At 45.8% G+C, this 19297-nt stretch carries 16 protein-coding genes; 8 read left to right on the top strand and 8 right to left on the bottom strand.

Annotation, left to right across the window (positions count from 1 at the left end; all coding sequences use genetic code 11):
- Window positions 1-313: 313 nt before the first annotated feature.
- The gene (locus QUB24_RS30820) at window positions 314-1330 is read left to right on the top strand and encodes a hypothetical protein (RefSeq protein ID WP_333157371.1); all 1017 of its coding nucleotides are present in this window, start codon (window positions 314-316) and stop codon (window positions 1328-1330) included.
- Window positions 1331-1526: 196 nt separating this feature from the next.
- Here QUB24_RS30820 and serS read toward each other — a convergent pair whose 3' ends face one another.
- From serS to QUB24_RS30795, 5 genes are all read right to left on the bottom strand, one after another.
- The gene (gene serS, locus QUB24_RS30815; protein WP_333157370.1) at window positions 1527-2807 is read right to left on the bottom strand and encodes a serine--tRNA ligase; all 1281 of its coding nucleotides are present in this window, start codon (window positions 2805-2807) and stop codon (window positions 1527-1529) included.
- 498 nt (window positions 2808-3305) lie between these two features.
- Window positions 3306-4937 carry an iron uptake porin gene (locus tag QUB24_RS30810; protein WP_333157369.1) on the bottom strand — a complete coding sequence of 544 codons (1632 nt, stop codon included), beginning with the start codon at window positions 4935-4937 and terminating at the stop codon, window positions 3306-3308.
- Between the two features lie 232 nt (window positions 4938-5169).
- Window positions 5170-6174 (bottom strand): ABC transporter permease subunit, encoded by a 1005-nt coding sequence (locus tag QUB24_RS30805; protein WP_333157368.1) that lies wholly within the window; start codon window positions 6172-6174, stop codon window positions 5170-5172.
- On the bottom strand, window positions 6171-7715 hold the full coding sequence (locus QUB24_RS30800; RefSeq protein ID WP_333157367.1) for a sugar ABC transporter ATP-binding protein: 1545 nt from the start codon (window positions 7713-7715) through the stop codon (window positions 6171-6173). Before QUB24_RS30800 ends, QUB24_RS30805 begins: the two co-directional genes overlap by 4 nt.
- A 182-nt stretch (window positions 7716-7897) precedes the next feature.
- Complete coding sequence (locus QUB24_RS30795) at window positions 7898-8944, bottom strand: ABC transporter substrate-binding protein (protein WP_333157366.1); 1047 nt, start codon at window positions 8942-8944, stop codon at window positions 7898-7900.
- A 762-nt stretch (window positions 8945-9706) separates the two neighbouring features.
- Between QUB24_RS30795 and QUB24_RS30790 the strand changes: the two genes are divergently transcribed.
- On the top strand, window positions 9707-10885 hold the full coding sequence (locus QUB24_RS30790) for a glycosyltransferase family 4 protein (RefSeq protein WP_333157365.1): 1179 nt from the start codon (window positions 9707-9709) through the stop codon (window positions 10883-10885).
- 118 nt (window positions 10886-11003) lie between these two features.
- On the top strand, window positions 11004-11384 hold the full coding sequence (locus QUB24_RS30785; RefSeq protein WP_333157364.1) for a hypothetical protein: 381 nt from the start codon (window positions 11004-11006) through the stop codon (window positions 11382-11384).
- 653 nt (window positions 11385-12037) lie between these two features.
- Here QUB24_RS30785 and QUB24_RS30780 read toward each other — a convergent pair.
- The gene (locus tag QUB24_RS30780) at window positions 12038-12286 is read right to left on the bottom strand and encodes a chlororespiratory reduction protein 7 (RefSeq protein WP_333157363.1); all 249 of its coding nucleotides are present in this window, start codon (window positions 12284-12286) and stop codon (window positions 12038-12040) included.
- A 298-nt stretch (window positions 12287-12584) separates the two neighbouring features.
- On the opposite strand from QUB24_RS30780, the gene sir reads away from it, so the two are divergent.
- The 4 genes from sir to QUB24_RS30760 all read left to right on the top strand — a co-directional run bounded on the left by sir (window position 12585) and on the right by QUB24_RS30760 (window position 16980).
- Window positions 12585-14576 carry a sulfite reductase, ferredoxin dependent gene (sir, locus tag QUB24_RS30775; RefSeq protein ID WP_333157362.1) on the top strand — a complete coding sequence of 664 codons (1992 nt, stop codon included), beginning with the start codon at window positions 12585-12587 and terminating at the stop codon, window positions 14574-14576.
- 240 nt (window positions 14577-14816) lie between these two features.
- On the top strand, window positions 14817-15683 hold the full coding sequence (locus QUB24_RS30770; protein WP_333157361.1) for an RsmE family RNA methyltransferase: 867 nt from the start codon (window positions 14817-14819) through the stop codon (window positions 15681-15683).
- Between the two features lie 47 nt (window positions 15684-15730).
- Window positions 15731-16171 (top strand): lysozyme inhibitor LprI family protein, encoded by a 441-nt coding sequence (locus QUB24_RS30765; RefSeq protein ID WP_333157360.1) that lies wholly within the window; start codon window positions 15731-15733, stop codon window positions 16169-16171.
- A gap of 53 nt (window positions 16172-16224) precedes the next feature.
- Complete coding sequence (locus tag QUB24_RS30760) at window positions 16225-16980, top strand: PPC domain-containing protein (protein WP_333157359.1); 756 nt, start codon at window positions 16225-16227, stop codon at window positions 16978-16980.
- An 18-nt stretch (window positions 16981-16998) separates the two neighbouring features.
- Here QUB24_RS30760 and QUB24_RS30755 read toward each other — a convergent pair whose 3' ends face one another.
- The gene (locus tag QUB24_RS30755) at window positions 16999-17217 is read right to left on the bottom strand and encodes a YgiT-type zinc finger protein (protein WP_333157358.1); all 219 of its coding nucleotides are present in this window, start codon (window positions 17215-17217) and stop codon (window positions 16999-17001) included.
- A gap of 95 nt (window positions 17218-17312) precedes the next feature.
- Here QUB24_RS30755 and QUB24_RS30750 point away from each other — a divergent pair, with 95 nt between their 5' ends.
- Window positions 17313-18470: a tetratricopeptide repeat protein gene (locus QUB24_RS30750; protein ID WP_333157357.1), complete on the top strand. Its 1158-nt coding sequence runs from the start codon at window positions 17313-17315 to the stop codon at window positions 18468-18470.
- Window positions 18471-18581: 111 nt separating this feature from the next.
- On the opposite strand, the gene QUB24_RS30745 is transcribed toward QUB24_RS30750, so the two are convergent.
- Window positions 18582-19043, bottom strand: coding sequence for a hypothetical protein (locus tag QUB24_RS30745; protein ID WP_333053394.1), 462 nt, complete (start codon window positions 19041-19043; stop codon window positions 18582-18584).
- Window positions 19044-19297 lie beyond the last annotated feature (254 nt).

Genomic DNA, 19297 nt, shown 5'->3' with positions numbered 1-19297 from the left:
ATGGTTATCAAATGGGATCGAAAAATCAAAAATAAAGGCAATGCTATTTTATCCGGTTTAGCTGCGTAGCAGCTTATCAGCACTGTACATGACGTAAACCTCTAAAGTTGCTAATTTAGTCGGGTCATAAAATATCTAAAATTGATTGTGCTTTGTGATTTGTGAACTTGCAACGAGCAAGCAGCTATCTTGTAGACTCGCGGGAAATCAGGCAAGTTGAGCAACAGCGACAACAAGTAACCTGAAACGGGGTGAAGTTTTTTGTAATTGAGCCAATATGTAACTAGAGTTCCTTCGCAGCTTCCCGACTGAAATGGATATTGCAAAACTAGATGCTTGGTATTCTCAATCTCAACGCCGCACGGCTGTTTCGCTGTTGATGAAACGAGTAGGCGTAACTCGCACTAGGGCTGAATGCTTTGTAAGGCTTTGGGTTTACTTATCGGTGAAACAGCTTCAGGAAAGCCAGCCCCGCCTCAAACCACCGCTGGCGAAACTGGAAGTACCCGCAACAGAAGTGCAGTGCACTCACCGGGAAGCCGCAGAATTATTTTACTGCGATTCCGATCGCGGGAGCGATCGCGCCGCCGGAATGATGTTAGATAAATTAGCAGCACTCGGATTGATCGCAAAACACTTTGACGGTAACGCTACGGCAATTCAAATTCAACCAGTTTCAGAAATTTTAGAAGCCGCCGAACCTCAAAAGCCTGTACAACTCCTATTAGATGATTTCAACCCTCGGTGCGACGCGATTCCCGTTGCCAATTTATTAGCCACCAATTACAACTGGATGAACCGCAACACTAACGCCGTTCCCCACAAAATTGCTAAAATCCTCCGGCTTTTTGCCAGTCAATACTCAAAGGGAATGCGAGTTTTGCGCCGATCAGATAACCTCAATCCTGTCGGGTTTTACTTACTTTATCCCACAGCTAGCGAATCAGAAGTTAATTTTTTTAACGCTCCTAGCAAAAGCCTTCATTTAAGTTCTATGTCCGATATCGATCCTTTCAATATGGCGCTACCAGGAGATCAAAATTGCCAGTCAGTATTTATCCGCAGTTGGATGATCGATCCGCAGTATTTGTCAGAATACCGCCTTACTTTTCTGGAAGACGCACAAAAAGTTTTAGGCGAAATGCAAACAGATTTTCGGAATCTTTGCGACTTGTACACCCTGATGATTCACCCCATGTACGAAAAACAGTCCCTGGCTTTGGGATTCCAGAAGACTAGCAGCGATAGTCAATTATCTGTTTACTGGATGTATCTCGCATTGGATAGATTTTTGGCATTAAATATCAAAGAAGCGTTGCTCAAACTGTAATAGACATCTGGTAAATAGCCAGTCAAGGGCAGGCAGGATGCCTACACAACAATAGTTCTACTCGTTACCAGGCTCTTCCTGGTAACGCAGATCCAGAGGCTCTGCCTCCAATTTTCGCAAGCAAGCGAGGCAGAGCCTCTCGACATCGGTTCCCAGGCAGAGCCTGGGGAACCAGTTAATCGCCGAATCATCTTGTCTATAAAACTTCCCGCCCCAAATAGGGTTGTAAGGCTTCCGGCACTTTTACAGTTCCGTCTGGCTGCTGGTAATTCTCCAAAATTGCCGCCATTGTCCGGCCCACAGCTAAACCGGAACCATTGAGGGCGTGAACGAATTGAGTGCCTTTTTTACCCGCTTCTTTAAAGCGAATATTTGCCCGCCGCGCCTGAAAATCTGCGACGTTGGAACAACTGGAAATCTCGCGGTATTTGCCCGCAGATGGCAGCCACACCTCTAAATCGTAGGTTTTGGCAGCAGCGAAACCCAAGTCGCCGGTACACAGTGCGATCGCCCGATAAGGCAATTTCAGCGCCTGCAAAACTCCCTCAGCATCCTGCACTAACTTTTCGTGCTCTGCCTCGGAGGTACTCGGATGCACAAGTTTTACCAATTCAACTTTATTAAATTGGTGCAATCGAATTAATCCCCGCGTATCTTTGCCGTAACTGCCAGCTTCGCGGCGAAAACAAGGAGTATAAGAACAGTGATAAATTGGCAACTGTTCTGCTGTCAAAATTTCACCTCTGTACAAATTGACAACCGGAACTTCGGAAGTAGGAATTAGCCACAAATCATCTTGGTCGCACTTGAAACTTTCTTCAGCAAATTTGGGTAATTGACCCGTAGCGGTGAGGGATTCAGTGTTAACTAAAAATGGGGGAATGACTTCTACATAACCTGCTTTTGTGTGGCGATCGAGCATGAATTGAATAATTGCTCTTTCTAGGGCGGCCCCGGCTCCCATTAAGCTGACAAAGCGGGGCTGAGCGATTTTTACTGCCCGTTCAAAGTTGATAATTCCTAATTTTTCGCCGATTTCCCAGTGCGGTAAAATACCGGAATTTTGGGGAATGTATTCGTCTCCCCAGCGCCGGATTTCGACGTTTTCTTCTTCATTTTTGCCGATCGGCGTTGAGGAACCCGGCAAGTTTGGCAGCGGTAGCAATAAAGCTTCTATTTGAGCTTTTAGGTCTTTTTCCTCTGCTTGCAATTCGTTCGATTCAGTGCCGACTGCGTTGCCTTCTGCCTGCAGTTCCTGAATTTCGGGAGATTCGAGGGGTAAACCCGATTTTCTTTTTTGACCGATGAGTTTGGCAATTTCGTTGCTGCGGGCTTGTAGTTGCGATCGCTTGCCTTCCAACTCCCGCTGCTGTTTGTCTAATTGGACGATCGGCTCGATTTCATAGTTACCTCCGCGCAGGTTGAGGCTTTCTTGCACGGCTTGCGGGTTTTCTCGGATTAATTTGAGGTCTAGCACAGATTTATTCTAAATCTTAAATTTTAGATCGGCTGGGACAGAACGAGATGATATAAAAGCTTTGTTAATCATTGGCATATTAAATCATAATTTATTCTGACCTAAAATCGTCGTTGGGTGTTACCCCTGAAGGGTGACACCCCACAAATGTATGTTATAGTTGCAAATATTAGTAGATGCACCCTGATAATTTTCTACCCCAGCCAGCGATGGTAGGGGTTTTTTTGTTGTGTGGCATGGAATTGAAGCCCTGAATGCACTATCAGTCTAAAAAAACCCGGTTTCTCGCGATTATCGTCTCAAATGAGGCAATTACGTCAAGAAACAGGGTTTTTGCGTCCTGGACTAGGTTAGGATCGCGAATTAAATAACTTACAATTTTAATTGTTATTGTGGGATGGGCGTCCCGCCCGTCCAAAAAGGACGGGCGGGACGCCCATCCCACTTTCAAGAGTGGAAGTTATTTAATTCTCATTCCTTAGTAAAATATCTTTCCGGTTAAAAGTTAAAGCCAGTGCGAAGCAACCAAACCCATTGAGTGTCGTTGCGACTGTCATTCTCAGGATTAACAACGACCCAAGCAGCAGGGGTGATAGAAATGTTGTCGTTGACCTGAAAGCGATAGAAGGCTTCAATGTGATAGGAAGTATCTCGCTCGCGGCGGACATTACTGCTCGTCACGCGACCTGGCAAACCCACCAAAATCCCCGGTAGGTTGCCTTCACCTCCCACATCTGGGAAACTTATCCCGATCGCTGCATACACAATATCGGCGCGATCGCCACCGTCAACATTTAGCAAAACCACGCCACCTCTACCATCAGAAACGCTGCTAACACCGGAATTTTCGGCATTGGCGCGAGTATAAACGCCCCAACCGTGAACTTGCAACCGGGGAGCAAGGCGGTAGAATCCTTGTATGCCTACAGAATCGCTGGATGTAGCAATATTGTCCCCAAAGGGTCGCGCAGCCAGAAAACTGCCCGTACCGCCTGTGAGATCGGCTTTACCGCTTGGTGCAAAGGTACGAGAATAGGCTACGCCAATGGCTCCGCGATCGCCCCGGTAGGCAAGCTGAACCAGAGCATTGTAGGAACCGTTGAATAAACCGTTACTTTGCTGCGAGAGATTGGGATTTCCGCCTACATAGCCCACAGTCAGGGTGAGGTTTTTGACGATCGTCCAGTTGACAGCAGCACCGCCACCTCCCCGGCGGTAGAGGGGATTGTATTGTCCGAACTTCGAGGGAATTCCCTCACTATCGCTGGCGATTGTTGGAGGAGTCAGCAAATCCGTAATATCGGGATACCCGACACCTGTCGGGCCGACGGTCAGCGCCAGATTAGAGGTCAGCGGGGTCACATACAATACGTGAGGGACGGTGATTGTGTTATCGACATTGCCATCAAAGTTCAAGGCCGTCATATTTGTACCCGTCTCATCGGCAATCCTGCCCAAGTTGCCGAATTCCAAACGGGTTCTGAGCATATCGCGACCGGTGAAGCTGGTTTCAAAATTTAATCGCCCCCGGTTGGCAAGAATAGTGTTGGTGCGATCGCGCGAATCCCCAACACTGTTACCGGAGGTATCTGTTACCACCACAATAATTTCCGCATTCAGCTTCGTCGTAGTCGAGAACTGATTGGCTTCTAGTTCTGCTGTGCGTGCATCGAGAGTATCGACTCGACCCCGCAACACCGATAATTCTGTTGCAAATTCTGCTTGCAGTTTTTGGACGATCGCTAAATCTTCCCCAGTAATCTGGTTGGTTGTTCCTGCGGCAATTAGTTCGCTGACTCGATCGAGACAGTTATTCAATCCTGCGGCAAATTCGTACCGCGTCAGCGCCCGGTTTACTCTGTAAGTTCCATCGGGATAACCGGCAATGCAGCCGTAGCTTTCTACTAGAGATTGCAGCGCCTGAAACGCCCAGTCAGTAGGTTTTACATCCGAGAGTTGAGAGACAGAATTCACCTGCGCGAAGGGTTTTTCTGTCAAGGTATTTAACGCTTCAGGAGCAACTGAGCTATCAATTGGTGCAGCAAAAGTTGGGAATGATGTTAGTAGAAATAGAGCAGGTGAACCCAGGATAAAAGCAGTAATTAGGTGATAATAATGCTGGATCTGCATAGGACAAAGCTCCACATAAAAACCGATATTGCATCATTCTCAAGAACGGGCTCTTCGGCCCGTTCCACAAGAAAATTCACTCTTTGTGGAACGGGCCGAAGAGCCCGTTCCTAAGCAAGTAATTGAGAAAGGTGCAATATCTCAGTTACATCCGTTAAATTCGTTACAGAATCCTTTGCCGAACTTCCTTCTTCCTTTTCCCCCTTGGGGGGGCAGGGGGGGTTGGCTTCCCCTACGCTGCACTTGAACCGGTGCGAACTTTGTCAATCGTCACTGCAATAATTATCACCAAACCTTTCACAACTAACTGCCAGAAGAAAGACACGTTCATGAGAGTTAGTCCATTATTGAGCAGGGCAATAATTAAAGCCCCCAGCAAAGTACCCCAAATAGTGCCAATCCCACCTGTGAAACTCGTTCCTCCCAAAATTACAGCAGCGATCGCATCTAATTCGTAGCCTTGCCCCAACATCCCCGTCGCACTATAGAGGCGCGACGCGCTCATAATTCCACCTAAACCAGCAAGCAACCCACTCACGCCATAGACAAATAACAGCACCCGACTCACCTTAATACCTGTCAATCGTGCTGCCCGAATGTTGCCACCCACGGCGTAAATATGCCTTCCGAGAACAGTCCGCCGCAAAACAAACCAACTCGCTAAAACGGCGAGGAAAGCGATAACAACCAACCAGGGAATTGGGCCCAGATAATTGTTGCCTACCCAAGCAAAATTCAGATTTCTATTGATAACGGTAGTGCCGTTAGCTACTAAATAAGCAACTCCCCGCAAAGCTGTGTAAGAACCGAGGGTGACGATGAACGGAGGCAAACCTAAATAGGCAACTAGCGAGCCGTTAAGCAATCCCAAAAAGACTCCGGCTATTAACGCAGCCGGTACAGCAAACCAACCCAGACCTGGAACTAAAGAAACCAGCACCCCGACAACTGCCGTCACGCCCAAAATTGACCCGACTGAAAGGTCAATTCCGCCAGTCAAAATCACAAAAGTCATGCCAGTAGCAAGGACAATATTGATCGATGCTTGCCGAATGACATTAATCAAATTTCCTACTGAAAGAAAGTTGGGCGTTACCAGGGAAAAAATGATACAGATACCAACCAAAATCGGCAGGATACCGGCAACTTGGATAAAATTTCTCCAAGCTTGAGCTTTACTGCCTTTTTGGCGATCGCTCGCTGAACTTCTGCTGGTTTTTGTTTGCGTTTGACTCATGATTTTACTACCTCTTTTGCACCAGTGGCATAAGCCATAATGTTTTCTTGCGTAATCTTTTCCCCAGTCGCTCCGCCTACTTCACCGACAAGGCTTCCTGCGCGCATCACTAAGACGCGATCGCTCATTCCCACAATTTCCGGCAGTTCGCTGGAAATCATTAAAATAGCTACACCTTTGGCTGCCAAATCGCTAATAATTCGATAAATTTCGCTTTTTGCCCCAATGTCCACACCCCGCGTCGGTTCATCTAGCAAAAGTACCTTTGGGTTGATAGCCAACCAACGGGCTAGCAGCAACTTCTGCTGATTCCCCCCAGAAAGATCCATTGCCCTGATGCTCGGACTTGCAAGGCGAATCTGCAAATTATTAATAGCATCATTGACAATTCTCAAGAGAAAATTTTCGTTAATAATGCCAGCTTTTGCTTCTCTATCGAGGACATTCATGGTGATATTCTCACCCGAACTAGCCTCTAAAAAGAGTCCCAGAGCCTTGCGATCTTCTGGCACGTAAGCAATTCCGGCGGCCATTGCTTCATTGGGTGTCGAGACATTGAGATCACGACCTTCCAGTTTTATTTCACCGCTTACCTTCCGATCCGCACCAAAAATCAGGCGGGCAAGTTCTGTTCTGCCAGCGCCAACTAAACCCGCTAAACCCAGAATTTCGCCCGCATGAAGTTGAAAAGTGGCCGGCTTTACTTTGTGGCCGTCGCTTAAATTTGTTACCTCAAGAACAACTGCACCCGGTGTTATTTGATGCTTGTGTTCGTACAAATCCTGTAAAGAACGACCCACCATCATTTCCACCAGACGATTAGCAGAAATTTCGTGCTTTTCAAGAGAGCCAATATATCCGCCATCTCGGATGACGCTCACGCGATCGGCAAGGGCATAAATTTCTGCCATTCTGTGGCTGATATAAATAATAGCAATGCCCTCATTCCGCAAGCGGCGAACCACTTCAAAAAGCTTATCTGTTTCGCGGTCTGAAAGCGCGGCCGTCGGCTCGTCCATCACTAAAATTCGGCTATTGTGTTTGAGTGCCCTAGCTATTTCTACTTGCTGCTGTTCGGCAATTGAAAGTGTCGAAACCAGGTCTCCAGCCTCAAAATTTGCATCAAGGTTTTTCAAGACCTCAGATGCCTTGTGTCGCATTTCATCTTGGTCTAAAAATGTACCTCCTTTCTTCAGCTCGCTGCCCATAAAAATGTTTTCAGCAACTGTCAGATTGGGGGCGAGATTGAGTTCTTGATAAATAATCGCTATGCCTAAATCTCTGGCTTGAGCGGGGTCTGTCATCTTAACAGCTTGACCGTCAATTCTGATCTCGCCTGCATCAGCTATGTATGCGCCCGCCAGAATTTTCATCAGCGTACTTTTGCCCGCACCGTTTTCCCCCATGAGGGCGTGGACTTCGCCTGGGTAAACGGTGATATTTACATCGTGCAAGGCTACAAAACCGTTAAAGGTTTTTTTAATTCCTTGCATTTCGAGGACGGGCTTAGTTTTAATTGAATCTTGAGTGCTATTTACCATCGTAAATACCGTAAGAAAATCTGCTTGACTATTAAACTTAGATCCCCCCTAGCCCCCCTTAAGAAGGGGGGGACAAGATTCTTCTCAAAGTCCCCCGACTATCAGGGGGATTTAGGGGGATCTAGACTCGGGGAAAAACGGGATTCCTCAAGGGTTTTAGTCTTAACTTGACACGAAGAAGGTCACTCACTTGTCCAGCCTTTATGTTGATTGACGTTTTCGCGAGTAATCAGCGCGACTGGAATCAGAATGTTTGGATTGGCTGGCTTTTTTCCTTTGAGAATGTCGTTCCCGACTTCAACGGCTTTGGCTGCCATGCGAAATGGATCTTGAGCTGCTGTAGCCACAAATAAACTGTTGTTCTGCTTGAGTGCATCTAAAGCTTCAGGTGCACCATCGACTCCAACAATAAAGAACTCGCTTCTTTGTGCTTGTTTGGCTGCTAATTCTGCACCAATGGCACAGGGGTCATTAATCGCAAAAACAGCATCAATTTTTGGGAATGAAGTAAGCAAATCGCTCATCACTCTCAACCCGCCATCGCGGCTGCCTTCTGCGTTCTGATCTTTGGAAAGAACTTTGAGATCGGGATATTTGGAGAAGACACTCTGGCACCCCTGAACTCGCTCGACTACTGAAGCGACGGGAGGCCCGTTGATAATCACAACGCTGCCTTTTCCTTTCAAGCGATCGGCTATATATTGACAGCTTACTTCGCCAGCTTGCACGTTATTTGAAGTAACTGTGGCATCAACGCCTCCCTCAGCGGCGGTATCAACTGCAATTATCGGAATTCCGGCTTGCTTGGCTTTTTCAACAGCGGGGGCAATGCCTTTGGTGTCAGCAGCATTGAGTACAATCATGCTGACATTAGAGGCAATAAAGTTTTCGATTTGATTAAATTGCTGATTTAAATCGTCGCCGCTGGAAACGAGAGTTGTCCTCACGTTTGCACCGCCGATTTTCTTGGCTGCGGCCTCAGCACCCTTGCCAACTTGTACGAAGAATGGATTGCCGAGGTCACGGACTGCTACAGCAACTGATGAAAGTTCGGAGCTGCTTGGTTGTATACTGTTTTGAGCGTTCTGGGAAGCTGCGGTGCAACTTGCTAGAGTGCTGCTGAGTAGACTAAAAAGACTGAGTGCGATCGTTACTCGTTTCACCTCAAACTCCAATGAATTCTCGTTTGGAGAGAGTCGCTCGTAAATATGACGTTGCCAACCTAACATTAGCTTTTGTTAGGTTTAAGCTCGAATACCTAATGTTTTAGGTGAGCGGCTTTTCTTTGTACATGATTGTACGAGATCGTGTTTATTTTCTGCTCGTAAAACTTTCTCGCTCGGCTCGCTATACTACTTTGGGTAACGGAAAAGATATCAAGATTCAATTTCTCTCCTTGATGCCCAAAAAAATCAACGATTTGGATTATGTTAAATGCTTTGTGAGCATTATTTTTTTATGTATGAGAAAGTTTTAAGAGATTATTTTCGACAAAATCTTTCAGAAATTGCTTTTAAAACCTGGCAGAGTCATATTGAATTTAACTCTCTATGTAGCTGATGATAACAGTTCAATACTGGCTCGATATCTATCTTTGGATAGACCATACTTTTAGCAAAAACTAAAGAGACGAGATCCTCGATCGACATCGCTCTGGTAATCCTCAGTCTGGTCGGATGCGCCGCACGAACTCAATAAATGTTAAATTTTGCTTGGGGTAGGATATTGTAAAAAATCATTAAGTTTACAGTTAATAACTGTAGATCATAGTAAACTGAAAGCAAAGCTTCGCGCTCACCCATGCCGCTAGTTAAAAAGCCCTAGTTAAAAAGCAGATAGTCGCTCAAAGCCAAAGGTGAGAGTAGATAAGTCGAATATTGGGCTGTAAAACCTGCAACTACAGTGATCTTGACATGGTTTAAAAGCTCTGGACAATGCCGCTCGCCCTTTTTGGCAAAATCACTATACTGCAATAATTGTCTGCGCTGTCAATGCCTAAATCTGAGATGCGATCGACAAATCACCTATTCTGTTTCCTAGAAATATTTGCCAGCGAAGGCGGCATTCAATCCTACGTTCAAGATATTCTCAAAGCTTACCAGTCAATAACCGCAGGGACAAACTCGCCCCCGCAAGCTGAAGTTTTACTATTGCGAGATTCCGAAGACTGCAACAATCCTTACGAGTCAAAAAATCTGAAATTTTATTATCTCAAAACCGAGAATCTCTGGTTTGGTCGTCTTAATTTTGCTACAGTATTAGTAACTCGCTTGCTGCAAAAACGACCGCAGCGGGTTTTTTGCGGTCACATCAAACTCGCACCGCTAATTCAAACTTTATGCCAGCCGCTGGGAATTCCCTACACAATTTTAACTTACGGCAAGGAAGTTTGGGAACCGCTTGCTCCCAAATATAAAATAGCAATGAGCAAAGCTGACAGTATTTGGACTATTAGCAGGTACACGCGCGATTCCTTACGGGATAGCTTCGCCGCGCGTACTTGCGAAATTAACAACTTAAATCCCGAAAAATTCCAAATAGTGCCTTGTACTGTAGATGAAAATATATTTACCACTGGGCCGAAGCCACAGGATTTATTAGAGCAGTACAATTTGGTTGGTGCTAAAATATTGATGACTGTAGCCAGATTGCGATCGACGGATATTTATAAAGGTGTCGATGTCACAATTCAAGCTTTGCCACAAATAGCAAAAACTTTTCCGAATGTGAAATACTTAGTTATTGGCAGAGGAGACGATCGACCTAGATTAGCCAAACTCGCTGATGATTTGGGAGTTGCCGAAAGAGTAATATTTGCGGGTTTTGTACCGACAGAAAATTTAGCAGCACATTACCAGTTGGCCGATGCTTATGTAATGCCCTCCCAGGAAGGGTTCGGTATAGTTTATTTGGAAGCGCTGGCTTGCGGAGTACCCGTACTGGCGGGAGACGCGGACGGGTCGGCAGATCCGCTGCAAGATGGTAAACTGGGATGGCGAGTTCCTCACCGAGATTCGGCAGCAGTAGCGGTTGCTTGTGTAGAAATGCTGCGAGGGGAGGATAAAAGGTGCGATCGCCACTGGTTGAGGGAACAAACCCTCGCAAGATTTAGTTTTGAATCCCTTTGTCAATCCTTACAAGGAATTTTTCAACCCTCTGGCTCTGATTAACTTGTAACGTAGAGAGCGGTTTCTGGGTGTACAATGGGAAAATTAACTCGATCGACCGCCTGAATTTCTGAGTAGGATAGAGTTATGCCTACCTGCAAAGACACCCAAGGAGACCACCGTGAACCAAGGCACCCCCAAAATATCTTTCAAGCTACCCCGTATTAGCAATTGGCTGATACTGCTGGGCATCGCGTGTTTGTTGGTGTCAATTGGTTTGGGTTGGATAGTTAAATCACTGTTGATTGTAGTAGCTTTTTTGTTGCTGACGCCTGTGGTCGCATTTTTCGCGCTTCAGTGGTGGCTGAAACGCAATTTAATTGAGGACAATTGTCCAGTTTGTCAATACGAATTTACAGCTTTAAATCAAACTCAGTTTCAGTGTGCCAACTGCGGCGAACCTCTGAAAATAGAGGAAGGTCATTTTAGTCGCTTGACACCGCCAGGTACGATCGATGTTACCGCAGTTGAAGTATCATCGGTTCAACAGTTAGAAGAGTGAAATACCTAGCACTGACCTTCGGTGAGCGTGTAGGCTTCGTGTATCATCTGCCATTGCTCTGTTGGGTATCCCATTACTGGGTATTCGTCACCTAAGACGATCCGAGTCTTACACGGCATAAGAAAGCTTTGCAGCCTTTATCCCCTTCGTAGGAGAATCCACGCAGAAGTCCTGTTTCCCAAGACCAAAAAACCTTTCTTCGTACAGCAAACATGGCTTATTTTTTACGGCAGGGCGTTACCTTTCCAACCAGCGGTCTGCTCTTTCCCCCTTTCTCTCGCTAGTTCCCTTGGTAAGCATACTACTGCTACTGTGACCTTTTGTTTACAGCCGAGTGGGTGGGTCGCAACCATTTATATCTTACACCTTTTTGTTAGAAAATTCGGGAATTCTCGATTTTTTTCATACACTTTGCTCGGCTTATATCCCGGCGCTAAATGGAGTACCATTATAGCGGGGGAATTACGCCGATTGAGTTAAACGATTTTGGATTTTAGATTTTGGATTTTGGATTTTGGTTGGATTGAATAATTGAAGAATTCAAGAATTCTTGACTGTTAACTGCTAACTGTTACCAATTCCGAATTTCCGATGCCCGATACTTCGACTCCGCTCAGTATAAGTACCCAATTCGCAGTTCCGCATTGCCAAAATTACTTTTCTAGACGCACTGCGTACCACTGCAAAAATTTTCCAGGCCCGACATCTAATTCACAATAAGTATCAATCAAATACTTGGCTTGAGCTTCCACGCCAGATATTTTATTCACGTCCTGCGGCAAATCTTCGTGTTCCTCGGTTAAGACGGCTTTCAGCTTTTCTAACAGTTCCGCCGCCGTCAAAAACTGCTCTGGCTGGTTGGTTTCTAAGACCACAAACGTGTCTTCGTCATACAGTGACATAGTTTCAAAGGTTGAGGTTAATTATTTCTAAAGTTTCGTACACTTAAGCGAACCAAAGTATAAACTCTTAATTACAATTTTTCAGGCCCGGCTCGATCGTGTTACAATTAAGCACCATCAGAATTCCTAGCGGATTACCGTTATTAACTTACTTGTTAACTTAGTTGTTAACCGAGTTGTCAACAGATCCGACACAGCATTTCTGAGGAGATTTGTCAAGTGCAAATTTGTCAAGTGTCAAATTGTCAAGAAATATTCGATCGGCTGTATCTAATTATAACTGGCACTATACATTCCCATGATCACATCTTCCACTTCAACCCCAGTTGCGCGCAAACCCTCTAAATCCGAAGGTCTCAAAGAACGCAGCAACTATTTACGAGAACCCGTTGCGACTGAACTGTTACAAGAAACTACCCACTTCACCGAAGAAGGGATTCAGATTCTCAAATTTCACGGCTCGTACCAGCAAGACAACCGCGACAATCGAGTTAAAGGACAAGAAAAAGACTATCAGTTCATGCTCCGCACCCGCAATCCCGGCGGGTTCACTCCGCCGCAATTATACCTAGCCCTAGACAAGCTATCTGAAGAATACGGAAACCACACGCTCCGCGTCACAACGCGCCAAGGTTTCCAACTTCACGGCGTGTTGAAAAAAAATCTTAAAGCAGTGTTTTCCTCAATTATTAAAAATATGGGGTCAACTTTGGGAGCTTGCGGCGACTTGAACCGCAACATCATGGCACCTCCAGCACCATACAAAAATCGCCCAGAATACAAGTATGCGCTGCAATACGCCAATAATGTAGCGGATTTGCTGACACCGCAAACCGGTGCTTATTATGAAATTTGGTTGGACGGCGAAAAAGCTGTTTCGGCCGAGGAAGACCCCGCAGTCAAGGCCGCCAGACAGAAAAACGGCAACGGCACAATCTTTAGCGACGACAAAGAAGAACCGATTTACGGCAGCCATTATATGCCGCGCAAGTTCAAATGCTCCGTTACCGTGCCGGGAGACAATTCAATTGACTTGTACTCTCAGGATTTGAGCTTGGTGGTAATTACCAATAAAGCTGGGGAATTGCAAGGTTTTGACGTGTTTGCTGGCGGCGGTTTGGGCCGTACTCACAATAAAGAAGAGACTTTTGCGCGGGTTGCTGATGAGATTTGCTATGTTGCCAAGGATGATGTTTACGATTTGGTCAAGGCAATTGTAGCAACCCAAAGAGATTTTGGCGATCGCACAGACAGACGGCACGCGCGGCTGAAGTACCTGATTAACGACAAAGGCGTACAGTGGTTCCGCGAAAAAGTAGCAGAATATTTTGGCAAGCCGCTAGAAGCGTTTAAACCCCTGCCTGAGTGGAAGTATTTTGATTTCTTGGGCTGGCACGAACAAGGAGACGGCAAACTGTTTGTCGGCATTTCTGTGGATAATGGCCGGATCAAGGATGAAGGTTCATTTCAGCTAAAAACTGCTTTGCGGGAAATTGTGCAGAAGTACAACTTGCCGATACTGGCGACGCCGCACCAAAACGTGCTGATTTACGATGTTTCGCCGGATATCAAACAGGAAATTCAGGGAATACTCGATCGATGCGGCATTCAGCGGGAAACTGCGATCGATCCATTGGTGCGCTATGGGATGGCCTGTCCAGCAATGCCGACTTGCGGGTTAGCGATTACCGAATCTGAGCGCGTGATGCCGAGCATTTTAGAGCGGATTCGGGCACTTCTGACCAAAGTTGGCTTGCAAGACGAGCATTTGGTGGTGCGGATGACTGGTTGCCCAAATGGATGCGCCCGCCCTTATATGGCAGAATTGGGGTTTGTCGGGAGTTCGCCGGAATCCTACCAGATTTGGCTGGGCGGTTCTCCCGATCAAACGCGGCTGGCAAAACCAATTGAGGAAAAGCTGCACGTCAAGGATTTTGAAGCTTTTCTGGAGCCGATTTTTGTTTATTTCAAGCAAAAACGGCAACTGAGCGAGAGTTTTGGCAATTTTTGCGATCGCGTCGGGTTAGAATCTATCCGTCAATTTGTAACCAACTACCAATCTGCTGACTCGATGACAACTGAGATTAATGAATTAGAAGTTACGTCTAGTAACGGCGAAGAAAACGAGACGGCCACTGCTGGCGGCGGCAAAGTCCGCCGTCGAATTAGCGTCCGCGATGAAATCTACAACGAGCTCAAGGAAGAAGCAGCCCGTCAGGGCAAGCCGATCACGCAGCTAGCTACAGAAGCGATTTCCACTTATTTAAAGAAGATTAAGGAGGAAGGATAAGCCGATTTTCGATTGTATTCAATAGACTTCTGGCAAAAGTAATATAAAGGCAGAGCATTTGCAGAAAAAAACGTGAATTTGTAAAATAATTCCGGTTGTAGATGCTTTGCCTTTATTGTTTTTTGAACAGTTGAAACCCCGCCTACCTATCCCCTCTCATGCTCTCTTCCTCTGCGTTCTCTGCGCTCTCTGCGGTTAAAGAAAAAAAATCTAATAGAAAAACGAATAATCCCAAATTCAATGCCTCAATTACAAAGATTAGCAATTACTCCCCCTCAAATTTGCGATCGCCAAATCGACTTAACTAGGGAACAACAGCATTATTTAAATCGAGTGCTACGTTTGCAAGCGGGCGATCGATTTATTGCAATGGACGGCCGAGGACACTGGTGGTTAGCAGTCTTAGAAGCCCAGGAAACCGGGTTATTTGCCTCCATAGCAGAGGAGATTGCGGTGAACAGGGAGCTACCCGTGGAAGTAACTTTGATGGCGGCATTGCCCAAGGGAAACGCCTTTGACGAGGTTGTGAGACAGGCAACGGAGTTGGGTGTGGCAAGTATTGTACCCGTAACGAGCGATCGAACTTTGCTCAAACCAAGCGATCAAAAAGTCGATCGGTGGAGAAAAATTGCTGCGGAGGCGGCGGAACAGTCGGAACGTCAAATTGTGCCGACGATTTTAGAGCCTGTTTCGTTTGATGTTGCTGTGAAAGATTGCGGTCAAAAATATCGATATATTTGTGTTGCTCGCGGGGAAAATCGGCATTTGTGGGATTGTTTGTTGGGTAATTTAGAACCCCCCCAGCCCCCCTTGTTAAGGGGGGAGCAAGATGGAGCGACTGGTTTCGATCCCCCCCAGCCCCCCTTAATAAGGGGGGAGGAAGAATTCGATCCCCCCCAGCCCCCCTTAATAAGGGGGGAGGAAGAACGGGAGGAATTAGCGATTGTGATTGCTGTTGGGCCGGAGGGTGGATGGACTGAAGGTGAGGTAAAAAGGGCGATCGAATTGGGTTTTGAAACTGTTTCTTTAGGGAGTAGAATTCTGAGAGCAGTGACAGCACCGATTGTGGCTTTGTCTTTAGTTGGAGCGGCTTTTGAGAAGTGCTAATATCAACAAATAACAAAGAATTCATCAGATAGGTGGGTTGATGGGCAATGAAAATAGAGTTGAGGAAAGGTCGATCGCTCTTTTGGTCGATTCCCTACGGGATAGCTTCGCTTCACGCACTTTTGGCAATTTTCGGTACAACATCAGTTTCTGCACAATCTCCGAGCTTTCCCATTGCTCAACAGATAAATTGCGATCGCCCGCAAGGAGATGTGCAAGTCAGAGCTTGTATTCGGTTGAATTACGAAGCCTCGGATAAACGACTGAACGAGGTTTACAAACAACTGATTTCCCAATTGAGCGGCGAAGAGCGGGCGCTACTTTCCGAAGCACAATTAGGGTGGATTCAGTTAAGAGATAAAACCTGTGAATTTGAAGTTTATAAAAATCGTGGCGGTACCGGTTATCGAGGTTTCCTCAATGAATGTTTGGAGCGCATGACTAAACAGCGCACTGCGGAATTAGAAAAGTATTTAAAACAGAGATAGAATAGGAAATACAGCCTACAATACCTGACAACAATAAAGAGAAACAAGTATTTATGAAAAGCCGATCGCCCTTCACCCTCACCCTCACCCTCATCTCAGCAATTTTAACCACCATCGTCCCAGCAGTTTTCGCCCAGCAACAGCCATCAGCCAACCAAATCTACATCGATAAAAATTGCCAGCGCAATCAGCAACTACCGCAACTTGAAAGATTTACTATCTTTAGCAGAAACGAATTTACAACTAACGGTCAAAACTATTGGTTCTACGCCGCCCGCTATCTAGACGGAGCAGTGCTTTTCTGTACCTCAAAACCCAACTTCAACCAACCTAAACCTCTAACAGCAAAACAAATACAATCCCAATTTATTGACAAAATCGTCCGAGATATCAACAACAAAACAGCTTTTCTCATCGTAGTCAGAGAAGGAAATGGCCTCGATGTACCCATGACCAATTACGGCTTAGAATTGAGCAATGTCGATCGCCCAAAACTCACCTCCCTTTCCATCCTACAGCAGCGGGGAACCCTCAAAGACGGCGGCGAACCCAGCGAACACACCTTTCAAGGACGGGCTGGTCAATCTATGACGATCGACATCAAAAGCAGAGCATTCGACCACAACATAACACTGTTCGACACCAGCGGCAAAAATATTGCCGAAAAAACAGGTAACTCCCAGAATCGCCGAGAGTCTCAACTCACCGTAAAATTGCCTAGTAACGGCACTTATAAAATAGTTGTTAAAGGAGGCGATCGCACAAGCAAAGGTACTTACACATTAAGCGTTAATTCCAATCAGCTTTAACTCAATTTAAACCAAGCGCTAAGCAAACTCAAAAACAGGTGTTTCAATCACCATAATAGGTTTTCTATCTTCCCAAATCATCTTCTGCAACTGTTCCACAGTTTCAGGTGAAAAAAAACGCTCTCCCGTTTCCACACACACTCTAGCAGGAACGTTTTCAATGATAATAAACTTACCATTGACTTCAAGCGTGTAAGTTACTTTTTGTTCCACCATTGTTTCTTTCCGGCATATCATATCTATAAGTTAACACAACAGCAAAAATTGTTAACCACTGGCGAAACCAACCAAACATCAGCCAAGATAGAAACAACGCCATTCCCGCAACCGCCATGACAGACATCAACCACATAGCCTCCGCCCTCGATGGTAAAGAATACAAACAAGCGGCCCAACTCATCAAACAACTACAAAAAGAATCGCCCGAAAATCCGTGGGTGCAATACTATATCGCCCGCTACTACGAACTCACCAACAACCTCGAAAAAGCCCAAACAACCTACAAACAAATACTCCGCGACATCACCAACCCCAAAATCCTCTCCCAGACCCGCCAAGCTATTCAACGGATTGAAACCGCACAACAAAACCTCCGCCAACAAGCCATAGAAACCGCCAAAAACGACCCCAGCAACCTCGAACCAGGACTCCTCATCCTCGAACCCGTGAGTCCCGAAAACAAACCCGCCGCCATTCAAAATATCAGCAGAATCTTTAAAATCGACGCCTACACCACCCGGATGCAAATCCAAAGCCGCGGCTGGAGACTCTACAAAACAGGCCCCATTGCCGAACTCCGAATTTATGGTCAAGAACTCCTCAACGCCGGCATTCCCGTATTTTGGGCAACCCTAAGCGATATTCAAAAAATCCAAATCTTCCGAGTGCAGCACTTCCAGTCTCTTTCTTCCCCAGCCGTTGTTTGCAAAGATAAACTCTCACGACTCGGTGCGATCGAATTTAGCTGGTCAGAAGTTACCCAAAGAGTAGAAGGCTTGTTGCCGATGTTCATCGAAGTCATGGACTACTCGCCCAACCGAAGAAAGGAGCAATTTCGCCACAGAGAAATCAGGCAAGATTACGCTCAAATCTGTGACTTGCACATTCCCAGCAGAAACTGCATTCTGCGAATTTGCGACCAAAGTTACGAATTTCAACAAGGAGTGGATTTCACCAAAGCTTCTGCCGAACTTCCCACTTCACCGAACCATAAAAACAAAACATCGAGAGTCAAAAACTCTCAACAAATTCCTCAAAGTACCACCAGAATTAACTGGAATCACTTACTGGAAATATTCGATCGCCAGCTTGACGTTACAGTTTGGTCAGAATTTACGCCCTTTGCCGAGACAGTGCTCGATTACACTAATATGTTGAGCAAGATCGAATCTCATATAGAAGTCGAGCGCAAATCCGAAACTCCTTGGGACTCAGCTTTTCAGCTATACAGCGGATTAGCCTTCCTCAGAAACTCAGAAAATAGGGAATAGGGAATAGAACAAATAGTTAAAATTAAAAATGAGCAATCCCATTTTTAAATTGTTAACGCCAGCATTGGGAATTATCCCATGCCCAATTCCCTATTATCAATTCCCAATTTCCTACTTCGTTTTCACCTGACGAGCCATTTCCCGGAAATTGTTCATGCTGGGGCCAGGGCTCCGACGACTTCCAGTTGGTGTCGGCATTAAATTATTAGGAGCAAAAGTCCGATTCGGTTCAGCTTGACTCGGCACTTTGCCGTTAGTTGCTGCAACCGCAGGTACCTTCGCAGGTTCGGGAGTATTAGCAGGAACGCTAGCGACTGGTTCCTTGTCTTTCTTAGACTTTTTCTCTACCTTAGCCTTCTTAGCAGGTTCAGACTTCTCAGACTTCTCAGACTTAACAGGCTCAACTTTTGCCGGTGCGATCGCAACAGGCTCAGCCTTCGCAGGCGCAACTTTTGCTGGTTCCTTCGTTCCAGATTCGCCCAAATCTAGGAAATATTCAGACTTTTTCAAGCCCAATAGTCTGCCGAAAAAGCCGAAAATACCGCCGAAGAAATTTTTGATAAAACCAAACATTAGACTTACTCCTTTTGTTCTTTTAGAGAAATTTTTACAAGCTTGTCAACAAAATTAGACTACGAGGTAAGGCAACTTTTGTCTACATTTCTTAATCAAAATTTACATTTTGCTGTATCTAAGCTAGCTCATCAAAGCAAATTTTAGGTATAAATACCAGCACGCCTTTGCACTTATTTAGGGCTTGCTGAATAAGCCTAAAACCCTTACCTCAAAAGACTTTGACTCGCGTTCGGCGTTGACAATGTGTAAGA

This window comes from Microcoleus sp. B9-D4 (assembly GCF_036705105.1).
GTDB lineage: Bacteria > Cyanobacteriota > Cyanobacteriia > Cyanobacteriales > Microcoleaceae > Microcoleus.
Note: the sequence above shows the minus strand (reverse complement) of the source record. Positions and strands in the feature narration are given on the sequence as shown.